This window comes from Streptomyces sp. NPDC021356, from assembly GCF_040641015.1.
GTDB lineage: Bacteria > Actinomycetota > Actinomycetes > Streptomycetales > Streptomycetaceae > Streptomyces.
Map to the genome: position 1 here is coordinate 161,456 of NZ_JBFACU010000002.1, position 20,451 is coordinate 181,906.

Annotated in this window: 16 protein-coding genes; 5 read left to right on the forward strand and 11 right to left on the reverse strand. The window is 72.3% G+C overall.

What is annotated here, in order from left to right:
• Nucleotides 1-2: 2 nt before the first annotated feature.
• Genes whiA through uvrC form a run of 4 tightly spaced genes read right to left on the reverse strand, consistent with a single transcriptional unit; the run spans nt 3 to nt 5,432 of the window.
• Nucleotides 3-992: a DNA-binding protein WhiA gene (whiA, locus tag AB0G56_RS02935; protein ID WP_360962643.1), complete on the reverse strand. Its 990-nt coding sequence runs from the start codon at nt 990-992 to the stop codon at nt 3-5.
• A complete protein-coding gene (yvcK, locus tag AB0G56_RS02940; protein ID WP_360962646.1) occupies nt 983-2,077 on the reverse strand; it encodes a uridine diphosphate-N-acetylglucosamine-binding protein YvcK in 1,095 nt (364 codons plus the stop codon). Before yvcK ends, whiA begins: the two co-directional genes overlap by 10 nt.
• The gene (rapZ, locus tag AB0G56_RS02945) at nt 2,074-3,231 is read right to left on the reverse strand and encodes an RNase adapter RapZ (protein ID WP_360962649.1); all 1,158 of its coding nucleotides are present in this window, start codon (nt 3,229-3,231) and stop codon (nt 2,074-2,076) included. The genes yvcK and rapZ overlap by 4 nt, the downstream gene beginning before the upstream one ends.
• On the reverse strand, nt 3,228-5,432 hold the full coding sequence (uvrC, locus tag AB0G56_RS02950) for an excinuclease ABC subunit UvrC (protein ID WP_360962652.1): 2,205 nt from the start codon (nt 5,430-5,432) through the stop codon (nt 3,228-3,230). The genes rapZ and uvrC overlap by 4 nt, the downstream gene beginning before the upstream one ends.
• Before the next feature lie 383 nt (nt 5,433-5,815).
• Here uvrC and AB0G56_RS02955 point away from each other — a divergent pair, with 383 nt between their 5' ends.
• Nucleotides 5,816-6,763, forward strand: a complete 948-nt coding sequence (locus AB0G56_RS02955; RefSeq protein ID WP_360962655.1) for a hypothetical protein — start codon at nt 5,816-5,818, stop codon at nt 6,761-6,763.
• 28 nt (nt 6,764-6,791) lie between these two features.
• Here the strand turns inward: AB0G56_RS02955 and AB0G56_RS02960 are convergent, their stop codons facing one another.
• Nucleotides 6,792-7,220: a Rieske (2Fe-2S) protein gene (locus tag AB0G56_RS02960; RefSeq protein WP_360962658.1), complete on the reverse strand. Its 429-nt coding sequence runs from the start codon at nt 7,218-7,220 to the stop codon at nt 6,792-6,794.
• Between the two features lie 260 nt (nt 7,221-7,480).
• Here AB0G56_RS02960 and AB0G56_RS02965 point away from each other — a divergent pair, with 260 nt between their 5' ends.
• Nucleotides 7,481-8,533, forward strand: a complete 1,053-nt coding sequence (locus AB0G56_RS02965) for a LacI family DNA-binding transcriptional regulator (protein WP_360962661.1) — start codon at nt 7,481-7,483, stop codon at nt 8,531-8,533.
• Nucleotides 8,530-9,441: a carbohydrate kinase gene (locus AB0G56_RS02970; protein WP_360962664.1), complete on the forward strand. Its 912-nt coding sequence runs from the start codon at nt 8,530-8,532 to the stop codon at nt 9,439-9,441. The genes AB0G56_RS02965 and AB0G56_RS02970 overlap by 4 nt, the downstream gene beginning before the upstream one ends.
• Nucleotides 9,442-9,645: 204 nt before the next feature.
• Here the strand turns inward: AB0G56_RS02970 and uvrA are convergent, their stop codons facing one another.
• Nucleotides 9,646-12,666, reverse strand: a complete 3,021-nt coding sequence (gene uvrA, locus AB0G56_RS02975; RefSeq protein ID WP_360962666.1) for an excinuclease ABC subunit UvrA — start codon at nt 12,664-12,666, stop codon at nt 9,646-9,648.
• Between the two features lie 234 nt (nt 12,667-12,900).
• Between uvrA and AB0G56_RS02980 the strand changes: the two genes are divergently transcribed.
• Nucleotides 12,901-13,587 (forward strand): maleylpyruvate isomerase family mycothiol-dependent enzyme, encoded by a 687-nt coding sequence (locus AB0G56_RS02980; protein ID WP_360962669.1) that lies wholly within the window; start codon nt 12,901-12,903, stop codon nt 13,585-13,587.
• Between the two features lie 158 nt (nt 13,588-13,745).
• On the forward strand, nt 13,746-14,402 hold the full coding sequence (locus AB0G56_RS02985; RefSeq protein WP_360962672.1) for an MBL fold metallo-hydrolase: 657 nt from the start codon (nt 13,746-13,748) through the stop codon (nt 14,400-14,402).
• A gap of 216 nt (nt 14,403-14,618) precedes the next feature.
• Here AB0G56_RS02985 and aroQ read toward each other — a convergent pair whose 3' ends face one another.
• The 5 genes from aroQ to AB0G56_RS03010 all read right to left on the reverse strand — a co-directional run bounded on the left by aroQ (nt 14,619) and on the right by AB0G56_RS03010 (nt 20,419).
• Nucleotides 14,619-15,119, reverse strand: coding sequence for a type II 3-dehydroquinate dehydratase (gene aroQ / locus AB0G56_RS02990; RefSeq protein WP_360962674.1), 501 nt, complete (start codon nt 15,117-15,119; stop codon nt 14,619-14,621).
• A gap of 122 nt (nt 15,120-15,241) precedes the next feature.
• Nucleotides 15,242-16,342: an ionic transporter y4hA gene (locus AB0G56_RS02995; RefSeq protein WP_360962677.1), complete on the reverse strand. Its 1,101-nt coding sequence runs from the start codon at nt 16,340-16,342 to the stop codon at nt 15,242-15,244.
• A 136-nt stretch (nt 16,343-16,478) separates the two neighbouring features.
• Nucleotides 16,479-17,483 (reverse strand): TerC family protein, encoded by a 1,005-nt coding sequence (locus AB0G56_RS03000; protein WP_360962680.1) that lies wholly within the window; start codon nt 17,481-17,483, stop codon nt 16,479-16,481.
• A 264-nt stretch (nt 17,484-17,747) separates the two neighbouring features.
• The gene (locus AB0G56_RS03005) at nt 17,748-19,787 is read right to left on the reverse strand and encodes a TerD family protein (RefSeq protein WP_360962683.1); all 2,040 of its coding nucleotides are present in this window, start codon (nt 19,785-19,787) and stop codon (nt 17,748-17,750) included.
• A 53-nt stretch (nt 19,788-19,840) separates the two neighbouring features.
• Nucleotides 19,841-20,419 (reverse strand): TerD family protein, encoded by a 579-nt coding sequence (locus AB0G56_RS03010; RefSeq protein ID WP_360962685.1) that lies wholly within the window; start codon nt 20,417-20,419, stop codon nt 19,841-19,843.
• Nucleotides 20,420-20,451 lie beyond the last annotated feature (32 nt).

Consider the following 20,451-nt stretch of genomic DNA (forward strand, 5'->3'; position numbering starts at 1 on the left):
GGTCAGCCCGCGAGGTTGTCCGCCAGCTCCTCGCTGAGGTTGGCCTCCGTGCCCGGGACACCCAGGTCGGAGGCGCGCTTGTCGGCCATGGCCAGCAGCCGGCGGATGCGGCCCGCGACGGCGTCCTTGGTCAGCGGCGGGTCGGCGAGCGCGCCCAACTCCTCCAGGGAGGCCTGCTTGTGCTCCATGCGCAGACGTCCCGCCGCCGCCAGGTGCTCGGGCACGTCGTCCCCGAGGATCTCCAGCGCGCGCTGCACCCGGGCTCCGGCGGCGACCGCCGCGCGGGCCGAGCGGCGCAGGTTGGCGTCGTCGAAGTTGGCCAGCCGGTTCGCCGTGGCGCGGACCTCGCGGCGCATCCGCCGCTCCTCCCAGGCCAGTACGGACTCGTGGGCGCCCAGTCGCGTCAACAGCGCGCCGATCGCATCACCGTCACGGACGACCACCCGGTCCACCCCGCGTACCTCACGGGCCTTGGCGGCGATGGACAGTCTGCGGGCGGCGCCTACCAGGGCGAGCGCGGCCTCCGGACCCGGGCAGGTCACCTCCAGGGACGAGGAACGGCCGGGCTCGGTGAGCGAGCCGTGCGCGAGGAACGCCCCGCGCCAGGCGGCCTCCGCGTCGCAGGTGGCCCCCGAGACCACCTGCGGCGGCAGGCCGCGGATCGGACGGCCCCGGCCGTCGACCAGACCGGTCTGGCGGGCCAGCTGGTCGCCGCCCGCGACGACCCGGACCACGTAGCGCGAGCCGCGGCGCAGGCCGCCCGGCGCCATCACGATCAGTTCCGAGCTGTGCCCGAAGATCTCCAGGATGTCCCGCTTCAGGCGCCGCGCCGCCATCGCGGTGTCCAGTTCCGCCTCGATCACGATGCGCCCGCTGACCAGGTGGAGGCCGCCGGCGAACCGCAGAATGGCGGAGACCTCCGCCTTCCTGCAGCAGGTCCGGGTGACGGGGAGCCGGGAGATCTCGTCCTTCACCGCTGCCGTCATCGCCATGGGCCGATCCTTCCATGCATCCGAAAAATACGGTCGTACGCGGCGGCCAGCAGCTCCGGGTCATGCCGCGGAGTTCCGTCCCTCCGGGCCACCGGCGCCAGCTCGACCGCGGCGCCGAACCGCTTGGCGGCCTCGGTGAGGACTTCGCGGTCGGGCACGGCGGCCTCGTCGGCGAGCACCACGTCCAGGGCGAGTTTAGGGGCGTGTCGTCCCAAAACCTCCAAATGACGCTGCGGGGAGAAGCCGGCGGTTTCTCCCGGTTGCGGGGCGAGGTTCAAGGAGAGCACCCGGCGCGCCTTCGTCTCGGTGAGCGCGTCGAGGAGCTGGGGCACGAGCAGGTGCGGGATGACCGAGGAGAACCACGAGCCGGGGCCGAGCACCACCCAGTCCGCGTCCAGGACCGCCGCGACGGCCTCGGGCACGGCGGGCGGGTCGTGCGGCACGAGGTGCACGGACTGCACCTCGCCCGGGGTGAGCGCGACGGTCGCCTGACCGCGGACCGTGTCGACGTCGTCGGGCCGGTCCGGGTCGTGCCCCCTGACCAGGGCCTGCAACTCCAGTGGTACGGCGGACATGGGCAGCACGCGTCCGTGCGCGCCCAGCAGCTTGCCGACCAGGTCGAGGGCCTGGACGTGGTCGCCGAGCTGCTCCCACAGGGCGACGATCAGCAGGTTGCCGACCGCGTGGTCGTGCAGGTCGCCCTGGGAGGTGAAGCGGTGCTGGATGACGCGGGCCCAGGTCTGGCCCCAGTCGTCGTCGCCGCACAGCGCCGCCAGCGCCTTGCGCAGGTCGCCGGGCGGCAGAACACCCAGCTCGTCGCGCAGGCGCCCGCTGGAGCCGCCGTCGTCGGCCACGGTGACGACGGCGGTGAGGTCTCCGGTGATGCGGCGCAGCGCGGCGAGCGAGGCGGACAGGCCCATGCCGCCGCCGAGGGCGACCACCTTGGGCTGGGCACCCCGGCGGCGCGGCCGGGCGCCTCGGGCCTCGGCGGGCCGGCCGGCCTGCCCCTCGGCCGCCAGACGTGCCGCGCGGCCCTCGGGGACCGCGCGGCGCAGTCTGCTCAGCCTCGGCGTACGTCCACTCACTCGCGCCCCATGTCCCGGTGGACGACGACGGTCTCCACACCCTCGGCCGCCAGTCGTGCGGCAAGCTTCTCCGACATGGCCACCGAGCGGTGCTTGCCGCCCGTGCAGCCGATGGCGATGGTCACGTACCGCTTGCCCTCACGGCGGTAGCCGGCCGCGACGAGCCGCAGCAGTTCGGCGTAGCGGTCCAGGAACTCCTTGGCGCCGGGCTGGTTGAAGACGTACCCGGCGACCTCCTCGTTGAGGCCGGTGTACGGGCGCAGCTCCGGCACCCAGTGCGGGTTGGGCAGGAAGCGCATGTCGGCGACCAGGTCGGCGTCGACCGGGAGGCCGTACTTGAACCCGAAGGACATCACGGTGGCCCGCAGCTCGGGCTCCTCCTCGCCCGCGAACCGGGCGTCCATCTTGGCGCGCAGTTCGTGGACGTTGAGGCTGGAGGTGTCGATGACGAGGTCGGCGTCGCCGCGCAGTTCGCGCAGCAGTTCCCGCTCGGCGGCGATGCCGTCGACGATCCGGCCGTCGCCCTGGAGGGGGTGGGGGCGGCGCACCGACTCGAAGCGGCGCACCAGCGCCTCGTCGGAGGACTCCAGGAAGACGATCCGCCGCGTGACGTTGCGTGCCTCCAGGTCGGCCAGTGACTCGCGGAGGTTGTCGAAGAAGCGGCGGCCGCGGACGTCGACGACGACCGCGATGCGCGCGACGTTGCCCTGCGAGCGCGCGCCCAGCTCCACCATGGTGGGGATCAGCGCGGGCGGCAGGTTGTCGACGACGAACCAGCCGAGGTCCTCCAGGCACTTGGCGGCCGTCGAGCGGCCGGCCCCCGACATGCCGGAGATGATCACCAGTTCGGGGATGGCCGCGTCGGGGACGCCTGCCGTGTCGATGCCCGTACTCACCTGTGCTCCGTGTTCCTGGACCGGATGCTGCGTCCGGTCCTCGTGCGTGTCCGCGCCGGCGTCCTCGTGCGTGTCCGCCTGAGTCTTCGCGGGCGTGTCCGCCTGCGTCCGCGCGGGTGTCTGCTGTCGGGACGCCGTGCGGGCCCGGTCGGGTTGCGCGGCGGGGTCGTGATCCCGTCCGGCCGCGGGGTCGTGATCCCGTCGTGGCCCGGGTGCCTGATCTCGTGGTGCTGCGGGCTGCGTCTCGTGCTCGGTCATGTCTCCTGCCCCCGTCGTTCGGTCGGGGCGCCCGTGGGCACGGGCTCCCCTGCGGTGCCCGCCGTCGTCTCGGGCGCCGTCTCTTCCACGTCTTCCATGATCTCTCCGGTCGCCGTGTTCACGGCGGGTGCGGCCGGGGCCGCCTGGGCCAGTGCCACGGCGATCGTCTCGGCCGTCTTGCGGCCTATGCCGGGTACCTCACAGATCTGGTCGATTGTGGCGGACCGCAGCCTTTTCACCGAACCGAAATGCTTGAGCAGGGCCCGCTTGCGCGTCTCGCCCAGACCGGGCACGTCGTCCAGGGGGCCGGCCCTGAAGCGCTTGGCCCGTTTGGTGCGCTGGTAGGTGATGGCGAAGCGGTGGGCCTCGTCACGGACGCGCTGCAGCAGGTACAGCCCCTCGCTGCTGCGGGGCAGGACCGCCGGGTCGTCCTCGCCGGGCAGCCACACCTCCTCCAGGCGCTTGGCCAGCCCGCACACCGCGATGTCGTCGATGCCCAGCTCGTCCAGGGCCCGCTGGGCGGCGGCGACCTGCGGCTGCCCGCCGTCGACGACGACGAGCTGCGGCGGGTAGGCGAACCGCTTGGGGCGCCCGTCGTCCTCGGTGAAGCCACCGGCCGGCCCGTCCACCAGGGCGTCGGACGGGTTGTCGACCGCGTCGCCGGGTGCCGCGTCGGGTGCTCCGGCGGGCGAGCCGTCGACGGCGGGGCCGGCCGACGGGAGGGCCGCTGTCCCGGCGGGCGCGGCTGCCGTCCCGTGGGGCACGGCGGCCTCCTCGCCGTCGGTCCACTCTCCGGTGCGCTCCTTCTCCGCCAGGTAGCGCCTGAAGCGGCGGGTGATCACCTCGTGCATGGAGCGGACGTCGTCCTGCCCCTCGAAGCCCTTGATCTGGAAGCGCCGGTACTCGCCCTTGCGCTGGAGCCCGTCCTCGAAGACGACCATGGAGGCCACCACGTCGTCGCCCTGGAGGTGGGAGATGTCGTAGCACTCGATGCGCAGCGGGGCGCTGTCCAGGCCGAGGGCGTCGGCGATCTCCTCCAGCGCGCGCGAGCGGGTCGTCAGGTCGGAGGCCCGCTTGGTCTTGTGCAGGGCGAGCGCCTGCAGGGCGTTGCGCTGCACGGTCTCCATGAGAGCCTTCTTGTCACCGCGCTGCGGGATGCGCAGGGACACGCCCGCGCCACGGCGGTCGGTGAGCCACTGCTGGACCGGTTCGACCGGGTCGGGCAGGGCCGGTACGAGGACCTCCTTGGGGACGGCGTCCCCGCTCTCCTCGCCGTACAGCTGCTGCAGGGCGTGCTCGACGAGGGCGCCGGTGGTGACCTCCTCCACCTTGTCGGTGACCCAGCCGCGCTGGCCTCGCACGCGCCCGCCGCGCACGTGGAAGATCTGCACGGCGGCCTCCAGCTCGTCCTCGGCGACGGCGATGAGGTCGGCGTCGGTCGCGTCGGCGAGCACGACGGCGTTCTTCTCCATGGCCTTCTTCAGGGCCCCGATGTCGTCGCGCAGGCGGGCGGCCCGCTCGTACTCCATCTCCTCGGCCGCCTCCGTCATCCGCTGCTCCAGGCGGCGCAGATAGGTGCCCGTGCGGCCGGCCATGAAGTCGCTGAACTCCTCGGCCAGTTCCCGGTGGTCCTCGGCGGAGATCCGGCCGACGCAGGGCGCGGAGCACTTGCCGATGTAACCGAGCAGGCAGGGGCGGCCGGTGCGGGCGGCGTTCTTGAAGACGCCGGCCGAGCAGGTGCGTACGGGGAAGACGCGCAGCAGCAGGTCGACGGTGTCGCGGATGGCCCACGCGTGCCCGTACGGCCCGAAGTAGCGCACGCCCTTCTTCTTGTGGCCGCGCATGACCTGGACGCGCGGGAACTCTTCGTCCATCGTCACCGCGAGGTAGGGGTAGCTCTTGTCGTCGCGGTACTTGACGTTGAACCGGGGGTCGAACTCCTTGATCCAGGAGTACTCCAGCTGGAGCGCCTCGACCTCGGTGGACACCACGGTCCACTCCACGGAGGCGGCCGTGGTCACCATGGTGCGGGTGCGCGGGTGGAGGTTCGCCAGGTCCTGGAAGTAGTTCGCCAGGCGCTGGCGCAGGCTCTTCGCCTTTCCGACGTAGATCACCCGGCGGTGCTCGTCGCGGAACTTGTACACCCCGGGAGAGTCCGGGATCTCTCCCGGCTTGGGGCGGTAGCTGGAGGGGTCGGCCATGTCTCACACCCTACTGGCGCGGTGTGACAGGGCGATGAGCCTGTGGACAACCCCCACGGCCGCGCGGCCGCACGGGGTGGACAGACGTACGACTACCTGCTGTGACCAGGCGTCTTCGCACGGTGCGGGGCCTGGCGCGGAGGTACCTCTCCGGGTCGGCGCAAAGGTGCGGACTCGGCCAGGTGTGCCTTCCGCCGGGTCGCAGGTGTTGTCGGGGCTTGGTCAACACGCTTCAATGCGGGGGACGTCGGGGCCGCGGACGACGGCATGCGGGCCTGCACGGAGGCGAAACGGCTCCCGTGCTCCCGCTCGCGGGCGGTCTCCGGCGGTCCGCGTGAACGGTCTGACCAGCCGTTGTGCACCTTTCACAGAGAGGCCCGTGCATGCCGCACGCCACCCAGCAGGCGGACGTCGCCACCGCGGAACTGGACACGGCCCTGCGGGGCGGTCCGTTCCACGTGGCGCTGCGCGCCGCGATCGCCGCCCGTGGGCTGCCCCTGCAGCGTGTGCAGCACCACCTGTCCCGCTACGGCGTCAAGGTCGGGGTCACCAGCCTGAGCTACTGGCAGCAGGGCGCCCGGCGCCCCCAGCGTCCGGAGTCGCTGCGGGCCGTGCGGGCCCTGGAGGAGATCCTGCGGCTGCCGGACGAGTCGCTGATCCGCCTGCTGGCCGAGACCGCGGAACCCGCCCTCGCCCGGCGGTCCGGCGGGCGCTCCTACCGTTCCCTCGTCGAGACGTCGGACGCCCTGCGCCGACTGCTGACCGGACTCGACGCCCCGCCCGACAGCGGTCTGCAGACCCTCGGCCACCACGAGCGCATACGGCTCGGTGCGCGCCGGGAACTCGCCGGGCGCGAGTCGCAGCACATCGTGCGCGCCCACCGGGACGGCGTGGATCGCTTCGTGGCCGTGCACCAGGGCGATACGGAGTGCGCACCGGAGTCGATGAGCGTGCACGCGCTGGAGAACTGCCGCGCCGGGCGCGTGCGCCGCGACCACGGCACGGGCCTGCTCGTGGCCGAGTTCCTCTTCGACACCCGGTTGCGGGCCGGTGACACGTTCCTCTTCCGCTACGGCGTCGAGGACGGCACGGCCGGCGTGTCCCGCGAGTACCTGAGGGCCTTCGACTCGGCCGGCGGGCAGTACGCCCTCCAGGTGCGGTTCGACGCCGACGCGCTCCCGGTGCGCTGCCACCGGTTCACCCAGCAGTCGGCGGCGGCGCCGCGCGGCGGTCGCCAGGAGCTGGCGGTGAGCCCACGGCACCGTTCGGTCCATCTCGTCGAGCCGCGGGTGCGGCCGGGGATCGTGGGGATCGCCTGGGACTGGGAATGACCGGCCGGGGTGCTGCCGGGGTGCGCGGTCAGGCGCCGGGCCCCGCGACGATCTTGCCGCCGTCGGCGCGGACCGGCAGCTCGGCCAGCGGCTCGGTGGCCGGGGACTGCACCACCTTGCCGGTGGTGGCGTCGAACTGACTGCCGTGGCAGGGGCACATCAGTGTCGTGCCCTCCAGCTTGTTGATCGCGCATCCCGCGTGGGTGCAGATGGTGCTGAACGCCTTCAGTGAGCCGTCACCGCCCTTGCTGACGACCACGTTGTGGTCCCGGAACAGCTTGGCGCCGCCCTTGGGGATCTCGCTCTCGGCACCGAGGTCGACCGGTGCCGTCGGGGTCGCGGGCGCCGCGGCACCGCCGCCTTCCGGCCCGCAGGCGGCGAGCCCGAGCCCGGCGACGGGAGTGACGGCCGCCGTCCGCAGGATCGTACGGCGGCGCGCGGAGGGACGGCCTGGCATGGGGACTCCCCTGGTCGGAGGGCTGTGCACGGCCGACGATACCGACCGCGCCCGCTCGGGCGGGCGGCGGGGCGGGCGGTGGAGCGGCCTGGCAGGGCGGGGTGCTGGCCCGGACGGGTACGAGGGGGACGCGTCGAAGAAGGGACGGACAGGGGCGGGTGATGGCGGCGTAAACGCTTGCGCAAGCGTTTACGCGGGTCCGGTGATGCGGTACGGTCCCGGCCACGGGCTGCCGGCAGGCCGCTCGGAGAGGGGACACGATGCCGACCATGGCCGATGTCGCACGGAGCGCCGGGGTCTCCGTGGCGACCGTCTCGCACGTGCTGAACGGCACCCGGCCCGTGCTGCCGCACACCCGCCAGGCGGTGCTCGACGCCGTGGAACAGCTCGGCTACACGCCCAACGGTCTCGCCCGCTCCCTGGTCACCGCACGGACCCGGTCCATCGGGCTCGCGGTGTCCGCCATCAGCAACCCGTACTTCACGGAGATCCTCCAGGGCGTCGAGGCCGGCGCCCTGGAACACGGCTACAGCCTGCTCATCGCCGACCCGCACGACGACCCGGCACACGAGCGCAAGGTGGCCCAGCTCCTGCACGAGCGCCGCGTGGACGGCATGATCGTCGCCGCCTCCGCCCGCCCCCACGACCTGGTCGCCTACCTCACGCGGCACGCCGTACCCACCGTGTTCCTGGACCGCCTGGTCCGCACCGGGCCGGAGACCGCAAGCGGCGACGCGCCACGCTTCGACCAGGTCTGCGCCGACAGCGCCGAACCGACCGCACGGCTCGTCGGGCACCTCGCCGGTCTCGGCCACCGCCGGATCGGCCTGGTCGCGGGCCTGCCCGGACTGAGCACGACCCGGGAACGGATGACCGGCTACCGCCACGGCCTGGCCGCCGCCGGACTCCCCCACGACGAACGGCTCGTGGTACACGGCGACTCCGCCGCGGAGGGCGCGCAACGCGCCACCGCCGCCCTGCTCGCCCTCGCCGTACCGCCCACGGCACTGGTCACGGCCAACAACGCGATGACCATCGGCGCCCTGCGGGCGCTGCGTGAGCTGGGCCTGTCCGTGCCCTCGGACATCGCGCTGTGCTGCTTCGACGACTTCGACTGGGCCGACCTGTTCTCTCCCCGGCTGACGGCGATCGCCCAGCCCGGCAGGGAGCTGGGCGCCCGGTCGGTCCAACTGCTCCTCGACCGCCTGGCCGCGCCCGACCGGCCCGCCCGCACGGTGCGTCTGCCGTGCACGTTCGTCCACCGCACGTCCTGCGGTTGCCCCGCACAGCCCGAGGAAGGAACCGACTCGTGATCGTCGTCGCCGGTGAGGCCCTGATCGACCTGGTACCGCAGGGCGCGGGTGCCCTCGCCGACCTCAAGCCGGCGCTCGGCGGCGGCCCCTACAACACGGCCGTCGCCCTCGGCCGCCTCGGCTCCCCCACCGCTTTCTGCTCCCGTGCCTCGGACGACGCCTTCGGTGAGGCCCTGCTGGACGGGCTGCGCAAGGCCGGGGTGGACGTCTCGGGCGTGCAGCGCGGCAGCGAGCCGACGACGCTGGCGGTCGCGACGGTCGGCACGGACGGCTCGGCCACGTACTCGTTCTACGTCGACGGCACCGCCGACCGTCTGTTCACCGCCCCCGCCGCGCTGCCCGCCGGAACGCGCGCGGTCTCCTTCGGCACCTGTTCGCTCGTCCTGGAACCGGGCGCGAGTGCCTACGAGAGGCTGATGCGGGCCGCGGCCGTCGCAGGCGTGTTCACGGCGCTGGATCCGAACATCCGGGCCGGGCTGATCCCGGACCCGGACGCCTACCGGGCGCGTTTCCGTGGCTGGCTGCCCTCGGTGTCGCTGCTGAAACTGTCCGAGGAGGACGCCCGGTGGCTGGGCGGTACACCACGCGAGTGGCTGGCCGCCGGGCCCGCGGCCGTCGTCATCACCCATGGCGGCGACGGGCTCACCGTGCACACCCGTGACGGCGGGGAGCATTCGGTTCCGGGCGAGAAGGTGACGGTCGTCGACACGATCGGGGCCGGCGACACCGTGAACGCGGCTCTGCTGCACGGCCTGGCCGTGCGTGACGCGCTGTCCCCGCAGGGACTCGCGGGGCTCGGCGCGGCCGGCTGGACCGCGTTGCTGCGGTTCGCGGCCCGCGCGGCGGCGATCACCTGCTCGCGCGCGGGCGCGGAACCGCCGTACGCGTCGGAAATGGGCGAGGTCTAGGCGGTCCGGCGGTCCGGCGGCACACGGGCCGGGAGCGCGGGCGGGCCGGGGGCCGCGATGCTCAGCGGTCCGGCGGCACGGGCAGCCGGTGCATGGTGGGCGGAGCGGGAGTACGGGCAGGCGCCTCGCGGGTGGTCCCGCGGGGCGCCTGCTGGGGTGGCCGGGTGCGGCGGCCGGGTGGCGGCTGTGGTGGCCGCGTGCGTCTCAGGCCTTGCGGGCCCGCGTGGTCTTCTTCGCGGGCGCGGCCTTCTTGCTCGCCGCGCCACCGGCCGCCGTCCTTGCGGTGGCCGTCTTCCGGGCCGTCGACGCGGCTGCCACCGCCTTCTTGGCGGCGGCCCGGCGCGGGGCCTTCACCGCCTTCACCGGCTCCGCGTCGCTGATCCGGTCCGCGCCCAGGATCTCCCGCAGGAACTTGCCGGTGTGGCTGGCCGGGACCCCCGCCACCTGCTCGGGCGTGCCCTCGGCGACGACGAGACCCCCGCCGGCGCCTCCCTCCGGACCCATGTCGACGACCCAGTCGGCGGTCTTGATCACGTCGAGGTTGTGCTCGATGACGATGACCGTGTTGCCCTTGTCGACCAGGCCGGAAAGGACCTTCAGCAGTTTGCTGATGTCCTCGAAGTGGAGTCCGGTCGTCGGCTCGTCCAGGACGTAGACCGTGCGGCCGGTGGAGCGGCGCTGCAGCTCGCTGGCGAGCTTGACGCGCTGTGCCTCACCGCCGGACAGCGTGGTGGCGGACTGGCCGAGCCGGACGTAGCCGAGGCCGACGTCCTTGAGGGTCCTGAGGTGCCGGGCGATCGCCGGAACCGCCTCGAAGAAGTCGGTCGCCTCCTCGATCGGCATGTTCAGCACATCGGCGATGGACTTGCCCTTGTAGTGGACCTCCAGGGTCTCCCGGTTGTAACGGGCGCCGTGGCAGACCTCGCACGGGACGTAGACGTCCGGGAGGAAGTTCATCTCGATCTTGATCGTGCCGTCGCCCGCGCAGTTCTCGCAGCGGCCGCCCTTGACGTTGAAGGAGAAGCGGCCGGGCAGGTACCCGCGGACCTTGGCCTCGGTGGTCTCGGCGAAGAGCTTGCGGATGTGGTCGAAGACACCGGTGTACGTCGCCGGGTTGGACCGCGGGGTGCGGCCGATGGGCGACTGGTCCACGTGCACGACCTTGTCGACGAGGTCGTCGCCGTCGACGCGCGTGTGCCGTCCGGGGACGTTGCGCGCGCCGTTCAGTTCGCGGGCCAGGTGGGTGTAGAGGATGTCGTTGACCAGGGTCGACTTTCCGGAACCGGAGACGCCGGTGACGGCGGTGAAGACGCCCAGCGGGAAGGACACGTCGATGTCCTGGAGGTTGTTCTCCCGGGCGCCGTGCACCGTGAGCTGCCGGGCGGGGTCGAGCGGTCGCCGGATGTCGGGCAGCGGGATCGACTTCTTGCCCGCCAGGTACTGACCGGTCTGCGACTCGGCGTTGGCGAGCAGCTCCTTCAGGGAGCCGCTGTGCACGACCTTGCCGCCGTGCTCGCCCGCACCGGGACCGATGTCCACGATCCAGTCGGCGACCTTGATGGTGTCCTCGTCGTGCTCGACGACGATGAGCGTGTTGCCCATGTCGCGCAGCCGGACCAGGGTCTCGATCAGCCGGTGGTTGTCGCGCTGGTGCAGGCCGATGGAGGGCTCGTCGAGGACGTAGAGGACGCCGACGAGGCCGGAGCCGATCTGGGTGGCCAGGCGGATGCGCTGGGCCTCGCCGCCGGAAAGCGTACCGGCGGCGCGGTTCAGCGACAGGTAGTCCAGGCCGACGTCGACCAGGAAGCGCAGTCGCTCGTTGACCTCCTTCAGGACGCGCTCGGCGATCTTCTTGTCGCGGGCGTCGAGCTTCAGTCCGCGCAGGAAGTCCGCGCAGTCGCTGATCGACATCGCGGAGATCTCGGCGATCGACTTGCCCATGAGCGTGACCGCGAGGACGACCGGCTTGAGGCGCGTGCCGTCACAGGTGGGGCAGGGCACCTCGCGCATGTACCCCTCGAAGCGCTCGCGGCTGGCGTCGCTCTCGGCCTCGCTGTGCCGGCGCTTGACGAAGGGCACAGCGCCCTCGAAGGGAGTGGTGTACACGCGCTCGCGTCCGTACCGGTTGCGGTAGCGGACCTCGATCTGGGTCTTGTGGCCGTACAGCAGGGCCTTCTTGGCGCGCTGCGGCAGCCCGGCGAAGGGGATGTCGGTGCGGAAGCCCAGCGCGTCGGCGAGGGCGCCGATCAGGCGGCCGAAGTAGTCCTTGGTGTGCCCGTGCGACCAGGGGTGGATGGCGCCCTCGTCGAGGGACTTGTCCTCGTCGGGGACGATCAGCTCCGGGTCGACCTCCATGCGCGTGCCGATGCCGGTGCACTCGGGGCAGGCGCCGAAGGGCGAGTTGAAGGAGAAGGAGCGGGGCTCCATCTCCTCGAAGGACAGGTCGTCGTACGGGCAGTACAGGTGCTCGGAGTACATGCGCTCGCGCTCGGGGTCGTCCTCGGGGAGGTCGACGAAGTCGAGCACGACCATGCCGCCGGAGAGGCCGAGCGCGGTCTCCACGGAGTCGGTCAGCCGGCGCTTGGCGGAGTCCTTGACCGTGAGGCGGTCGACGACCACCTCGATGGTGTGCTTCTCCTGCTTCTTCAGCGTGGGCGGGCTGGAGAGCTGGACGGTCTCGCCGTCCACACGCGCGCGGGAGTAGCCCTTGGTCTGGAGGTCGGCGAACAGGTCGACGAACTCGCCCTTGCGTTCGCGCACCAGCGGCGAGAGCACCTGGAAGCGGCTGCCTTCCGGCAGCTCCAGGACCCTGTCGACGATGGCCTGCGGCGACTGCCGGGAGATCGGACGGCCGCACTCGGGGCAGTGCGGCTTGCCGATGCGGGCGAACAGCAGGCGCAGGTAGTCGTAGACCTCGGTGATGGTGCCGACCGTGGAGCGCGGGTTGCGCGAGGTCGACTTCTGGTCGATGGAGACCGCCGGGGAGAGGCCCTCGATGAAGTCGACGTCCGGCTTGTCCATCTGACCGAGGAACTGGCGGGCGTACGAGGAGAGCGACTCCACGTAGCGCCGCTGGCCCTCGGCGAAGATCGTGTCGAAGGCGAGGGAGGACTTGCCCGAACCGGACAGGCCCGTGAAGACGATGAGCGAGTCACGAGGCAGGTCGAGCGACACGTTCTTCAGGTTGTGCTCGCGCGCGCCACGGACGATGAGACGGTCGGCCACGCCGGTCCGCACCTTTCTTGAGAGAAGTGACAGGGGCGGGGCCCCCGTGCTTCTTCAGACTAGGGGGAGCCACTGACAACGCCGGGTGGGATTCCCGGATCCGCCCGGATAGTCAACAATCCCCGGCTCTCCAGCATGCCCGACGCCGCCGACGACGATATCGCACGCGCATTCGATTTTCCGTCGTGGTCGGCCGCCTTCACCCGAAGGTGTGGCGCCGCTAAGGTCGGGCGCATGATGGATCACGCGCGTGACCTGGCGTCTGTACAGGAAGCCACCGAACGACTGCTCAGCGCGGCCGGCAGACTGGACAACGCGGCTGTGACCGACCAGTCACGGCTGCCCGGCTGGACCCGCGGCCATGTCCTCGCCCACCTCTCCCGCAACGCGGACGCGCTCGTCAACGTTCTCGAAGGCCGTCCCATGTACGTCTCCGCCGAGGTGCGGGACGCGGACATCGAGCACGACGCCCCGCGCCGGCTCGACGCGCACCTCGCCGACCTGCGCGAGAGCGCGGCCCGCTTCCGCGCGGCGGGTGAGGCACCGGCCGACTGGTCGCGGACCGTCGAGTTGCGCAACGGGGTCACCGACACCGCCTCCCGGGTGCCGTTCCGCCGCTGGGCGGAGGTCGAACTGCACCACGTCGACCTCGGCATCGGCTACGAGCTGGAGGACCTGCCGCAGGAGTTCACGGAGCGGGAGACCGCTTTCCTCGCCCGGCGGTTCACCGGCCGCTCCGACGTGCCGGCGACCCGGCTGACGGACGGCACGCGCGCGTGGAGCACGGGCCGGGAGCAGGACGAGCCGACGGTCACCGTCACGGGAACCCCGGCGGACCTGCTCGGCTGGCTCGCCGGGCGGCGCGACGGGGCCGCGCTCGCGGTGACGGGCGGCGCCCTGCCGGTACTGCCGCCGCTGTAACGGCCGGCGAACCGTGGCCCGGCCCGGGCGGCCGTGGTGGGCAGGGTGAGCCGCCACGGCTGCTCGCAGGCGTCCGAGCGCTGCCCGCGGTTCGCGGCGGGCGCGGCTGCCTCCGCCTGCGGCGGTCCACCGCCGCTCGCGGCTATAGGCTGACGGCCATGACGTACAGCGGAGAGGTGACGGTCGGCGGCCCGGCGGACGTGCACGAGCTGAAAGACCTGATGATCACCAAGATCGCGGTCGGCCGGATGGACAACAACGCCTATCTGCTGCGTTGCCGGGCCACGGACGAGCAGTTGCTGATCGACGCGGCCAACGACGCGCACACGCTGCTCGGCATGATCGGTGACGACGGCATCGCCTCCGTCGTCACCACCCACCGGCACGCGGACCACTGGCAGGCACTGGCCGACGTGGTGGCGGCCACGCGCGCGCGTACGTACGCGGGGCGGGACGACGCCGAGGGCATCCCCGTGCCGACCGACGTCCTCGTGCAGGACGGGGACACGATCAGCGTGGGGCACGTGCGGCTCACCGCCCGCCACATCGTCGGACACACCCCGGGCTCCATCGCACTGGTCTACGACGACCCGCACGGGCATCCGCACGTGTTCACCGGCGACTGCCTCTTTCCCGGCGGTGTGGGCAACACCTTCAAGAATCCGAAGGCGTTCGCGAGCCTGATCCACGACGTCGAGACGAAGATCTTCGCACCGCTGCCGGACGAGACCTGGGTGTACCCGGGGCACGGCAACGACACCACCCTGGGCGCCGAACGCCCGCACCTGCCCGAATGGCACGCGCGCGGGTGGTGACCCCCGCTTCCGCGAGGGATTCGCACCCCGTGTGAACCCTTCGCCCACACCGGAGGCGCGCGTGCGCTCCCGGAACCGGCCTGCCGGGCGGTCCACTGGGACCAGCCCCGCTCAGGAAGACGGCTCCTGCGCGGCACGGGCCGCCGGTCCTCGTCCCGCCCCGACCGGCGGCCCCGGCACGTCGTCGACGGCACCGGGGGCGCGGGGGGCCGGGCCTTACGCCTGAGCCTCGTCCCCGGCGGCCCCGGCGGCCCCGGCGGCCCCAGCGGCCAGCGTCGCCACCCGCTCCACCGCGAACGCGTAGCCCTGTACTCCGCAGCCGGCGATGACGCCGTCGGCGCGCAGGGAGACATAGGAGTGGTGCCGGAAGGACTCGCGCCGGTGGACGTTGGAGATGTGGATCTCCACGACCGGCATCCCGTCGCAGGCGTTGAGCGCGTCCAGGATCGCCACTGAGGTGTGCGAGTAGGCGGCCGGGTTGATCACGATGCCGCAGTGGTGCGACCGCGCCTCGTGGATCCAGTCGACCAGTTCCCCCTCGTGGTTGGACTGCCGGAAGTCCACCGTGCCGCCGCGCGCGGCCGCCGTCTTCGCGCACAGGGTCTCCACGTCCGCGAGCGTGTCGGAGCCGTAGATCTCCGGCTGCCGTCGGCCGAGCAGGTTCAGGTTGGGGCCGTTGAGGATCATGATCGGGGCGTTGGCCAGAGTGCGGGGCACGGTTCCTCCGGGTCCGTCGGTGCGCGGCGATCGACTGCGACCGCCGCGGCCCCCGGTCTATCACGGGGAACCGGTCGCACGGCCCCGGGCAGGCCCCTCCTGGTCGATGCCCGAACAGGTCCCTAGGGGTTGATGGCCAGCTCCAGGTAGGCCGCGAAGATCACCAGGTGGACGCCGCCCTGGAGCGGTGTGGCCCGGCCCGGCACCACAGTCAGCGAGCTGACCACCACCGTGAGCAGGAGCAGCAGCATGTGGGTGGAGCTGAGACCGAGCACCAGGGGCCCGGAGAGCCATACGGAGGCCAGGGCGACGGCCGGGATGGTCAGGCCGATGCTGGCCATCGCGGAGCCCAGGGCGAGGTTGAGGCTGGTCTGCACCCGGTCGCGGCGGGCGGAGCGGAGGGCGGCGATGGTCTCGGGCAGCAGCACCAGCAATGCGATGATCACGCCGACGACCGCGTGGTGCAGCCCTGCGGACGCCACTCCGGACTCGATGGTCGGCGAGACGCCCTTCGCCAGTCCGACCACGCCGATCAGGGCGAGGCCCAGCAGGCCGAGGCTGGTCCAGGCCATGCGGGCGGTGGGCCGCTCGGCGTGGTCGTCGGCGGTGATCACCTCGCCCTGCCGGGTGATGGGCAGGAAGTAGTCGCGGTGCCGGACCGTCTGGGTGGCCACGAACAGGCCGTACAGGATCAGTGAGGACAGGGCGGCGAAGGTGAGCTGCACGCCGGAGAACTCCGGTCCCGGCTTGCTGGTGGTGAACGTCGGCAGGACCAGGCTGAGGGTGGCCAGGGTGGCCACGGTGGCGAGCGCCGCGCCGGTGCCCTCGGCGTTGAAGACGGCGGTGCCGTGCCGGAGCGAGCCGACGAGCAGGCAGACCCCGACCACGCCGTTGCAGGTGATCATGACGGCTGCGAACACCGTGTCCCTGGCCAGGGTCGCGCTCTTGTCACCGCCGTCCAGCATGAGGGTCACGATGAGCGCGACCTCGATGACGGTGACGGCGATGGCCAGGACCAGGGAGCCGAAGGGTTCGCCGACCCGGTGGGCGACCACCTCGGCGTGGTGCACCGCGGCGAGCACCGCACCGGCGAGCACCACCGTCACCAGCACGACCACGGCTGCGGGCAGGCTCCGTCCCCAGGTGAGGACCAGCAGGACGACCGCGAGCACCGGTACCGCCGTCGTCCACGCCCTGGCGAGTCCCCTGAGCCGCGTGATCATGCTGCGATCGTCGCAGAGGCCCGGTGGGTTCGCATTCCGGTGGGTGGGCGGGGCGGTGGCTCCCGCAGTCCCCGCCCCGTCCGGATGGGGGGTCCCGTGGCCGGTCGCGTGCCGCGAGCCCGTTGCCGTGTGACGGTCAGGCATCGACGCGGTCCTTGTGCTCGGTGTCGCCCTGCCCTTCTCGCACCTCCTCCGTCGCGGCCCGGCCCCTGGTCGCCATCAGGCTGGTGACGGTGGTGATGATCAGGACCGCGCAGATCACGCCGAGGGAGACGGGGATGCTGATCTCCGGGACGTGCACACCGGCCTCGTGCAGTGCGTGCAGCACGAGCTTGACGCCGATGAATCCGAGGATGACCGACAGGCCGTAGGAGAGGTGGACCAGCTTCTTCAGCAGGCCGCCTATCAGGAAGTACAGCTGCCTGAGCCCCATCAGCGCGAAGGCGTTGGCGGTGAAGACGATGTACGGGTCCTGGGTGAGGCCGAAGATCGCGGGGATGGAGTCGAGGGCGAACAGCACGTCGGTGGTGCCGATGGCCAGCATGACGACCAGCATCGGCGTCATCACGCGCTTGCCGTTGTCCCGGATCCACAGCTTGGTGCCGTGGTAGCGGTCGGCCACGCCGAAGCGGCGCTCGGCGGCCTTGAGCAGCTTGTTCTCCTCGAACTCCTCGTCCTCGCCGCCGGATCGGGCCTCCTTGATCAACTTCCAGGCGGTCCAGATGAGGAACGCGCCGAAGAGGAAGAACACCCACGAGAAGCCGGCGAGGATGGCTGCGCCGGCGGCGATGAAGGCGGCCCGCAGTACCAGGGCTATGAGGACGCCGACGAGCAGCACCCGCTGCTGGTACTGCGACGGCACGGCGAACTTCGCCATGATCAGGACGAAGACGAAGAGGTTGTCGACGCTCAGCGACTTCTCGGTGATGAAGCCCGCGAAGAACTCGCCGGCCGGCTGCCCGCCACCGAAGAGGAACAGCCCGAGCCCGAAGAGGCAGGCCAGGGTGATCCAGACGATGGTCCAGACACCGGCTTCCTTGACGGACACGTCATGGGGTTTGCGGCCGATGAAGAAGTCGACCGCGATCAGCGCGGCCAGGCCGACGACGGTCAGGGTCCACAGGGTGATCGAAACTTCCACTGCGCCTCCGCAGGTGCGTCACGGGCAGATGAGTCAGCGTCGTCGCTGCCGGAGGTCTCTTCCACCCGGGACGGGCCGGCGCCCCGGGATCTGGTCCGATCCGTATTGACGGGTACGCCGCAGCAGACAGGGAGTACTCCCCTCCGTACGGAAAACAGTACCCGAATCACCAAGGAAAGGTAAAGCGCATGGCAAAGAAAAGATCAAGATGCCTGCTCAAAGGCTCTTTACCTGTGCTTGACGTATGCCTGCTCGGCGGTCACGTCACCGGTTCCAGTCCCGGCGGGCCGTGGCGACCCGCGTGAGAACCCGCTGGAGCACCTGACTGCCCGGAGGCACCAGCGGTGGCTCGTACGTCCAGGCGTGTCCGACCCACGGGTCCGCGAGATGGTCGTCGGGGACCGGGGTGAGGCGCATCAGCGAACGCCACAGGGGATCGAGCAGCGGACCGTAGGCGGCGGCGTCCTCGCGGTCCGCGACCACCATCAGGTGGACCCCGACCGCCGGGCCCTCGTCCGCGAGATAACGCAGCTGCGTCACGGCCCGGTCGTCGAAACCGTGCGGGAAGTCGTTGACGATCAGCAGTTGTTCCGCCGTGTCGAGGCCCGGCGGGAGCGAGTCGGGGGCGCCGGCCCGCACCGCCATCTGCACCAGGTCGACCCGCTGGGTGAGCTCCCCCAGGACGTCCGTGACGCCCGCGGCGCCGGTCGCGGGCGGCGTGGCGAGCACGCCCGCGCCGACCAGGGGCGCGAGTGTCCCTGCCGCCGTACCCGCCGGGTCGATGACGTGCACACCGAACTCGCCGGCCGGGTAGACGGCGAGCAGCCGGGCCGCGTGCGCCACGGCCGCCTCCATCGCCAGGCGCCGCGCCTCTCCCTCGTCGGTGAGCGCACCGCCGGGCCCGCGGGAGCGGCCGCTGTCGATCCACAGGCCGCGCTCCAGCGGCAGCCGGACCAGCATGGGGATGCGCAGGGAGGGCGCCTCGGGCAGACGCAGGTCGCCGAGGCGTACGGCCATCGGGATCTCCATCGGTACGCGGTACCCGTGCCAGACCGGGTTGTCCCAGCCCGCGTACGCGGTCGGCAGCGCGGGCTCGACCACCTCGGACTCGACGGTGAGCTGGGCGAGGTCGCGGTCGAGGGCGGCCCTGGCCTGGTCGACCAGCTCGGCGTGCCGGACGCGTGCCGTCTCCCGTGCGGCGTCGCCCTGGCCGCCGATGCGGCTGCGCGGGTCGGACAGCGCCTGGTCCAGCTCCTTGTCCCGGCGCGCGTCGGCGAAGTCGACGGCGCTGCGGTAGGCGGCCGCGGTGCGGGCCAGGTCCTCGAACATGCCCCAGACCTGGTTGTAGAGCCGTTCCTCCATGGACCACCCGGTCGCGTCGCCCGCGACGGGCTGCGCCGGCCGTCCCGGTGCGGCCGGGGGCGCGGTGGGCGCCGGTGGAGGCGGGGCCGTCGCCTGCCGGCGGGGGTGGCTGTAGTCGATGGGGCCGCCCGTGGGGGCCGTCGGCCGGGGGTCCGCCGGGGGCTCGTGTGTTGAGCCCCCGCCCGTCCGTGGCGGCGGGGCGCCGTCCGGGGACGGCGACTGCAGGGGGGCGCCGGAGGTATGGCCGCCGCAGGAGGGCGCGGGTGCGGGATCGGTGGCGGCCGGGGAGGCCGCTGGGGCGCCCTGGCCCGCGTCCGCGGCCGGTGCGGTGGTCTGCCGGGAGCGGCTGCCGTCCGCGGTGCGCGGCGGAGGGGCCGCCACCGAGCGGGCCAGGCCCCCGGCCACCGCCTTCTCGACGGTGGCCGCCAGTTGGCGCGCCTGGCCGACTCCCTGGTCGGCGAGGAGTTCGGCGAGGCCACCGGAGTAGCCCTGCCCGACGGCGCGGACCTTCCAGGCGTCCTGCCGGCGGTAGAGCTCCAGGGCGATCACGGCCGTCTCGGCGTCCAGGCCGGTGAGGGTGAAGCTGACGAGTTCGGCGCCGTCCAGGCCGGTGACGGCCGCGAAGGGGGCGGCGACCGCCCCGAACCGCGCCGGTCCCTGGCCGCCGCCGGGCAGGGTGAGAAGCACGTTGACGCGGTGCACCGCCTCCGGCACCGCGTCCAGGTCGACAGCGAGCCGGTGGTCGGCGGCGGCCTGCCGGGAGACCTCCAGGCCGGGCAGCACGGGGGCGCCGGGGTGGGCCACCCCGGCGCCCCCGCGGACCGTGCCGTTCTCGTCGGCGGCGGTGACCAGCGCCACCACCGGCGTTCCGGCCGAGACCCTGATCTCCAGGCGGGTCTCGGAGAGCGGGTGGTTCTGCCCCCGCACCAGCTCGGCCGTCATCGCCTTCTCCCCCTGTGCCGTGCCCCGCTCGTGCCGACGCTCGCCCTGCCGACCTACAGGTGCGGCAGGAGCGCCGGCATCAGGTCCTGGAACGTACGGCCGTTGGCCGGGACGCCGAGGGCCGTCATCGTCCAGCCGGTGCCTGCCCGGTGCACCTTCGCCATGATCTGGGCGGTGTAGTTGCCGCCGCCCGCGAGGGTGTAGCGGGCCAGTTCCTGGCCGTTGGTCTCGTCCACCAGGCGGCAGAAGGCGTTCTGCACTTCCTGGAAGGTCTGGCCCGTGAAGGAGTTCACGGTGAAGATGATCTGGTCGATGTGGACCGGGACGCGCTGCAGGTCGACGAGGATCGCCTCGTCGTCGCCGCCCTGGCCGACGCCGCCGACGAGGTTGTCGCCGGTGTGGCGCACGGAACCGTCGTCGCTCACCAGGTGGCGGAAGAAGACGACGTCGACCGGCTGCTTGTCGGCGAAGAGCACGGCGGAGGCGTCGAGGTCGATCTCGCGCGTACGGGATCCGAACAGGCCGCGGCGGGGAGCCGCCTGCCAGCCGAGACCCATACGGACCGCGCTCAGGCTGCCCCCGTCGTTCTTCTGCAGACTGATGGCCTGACCCTTGGTCAAGTTGACGGTCACGGCTGCTTCCCCTCTCGGACTGCTCCCCTGTT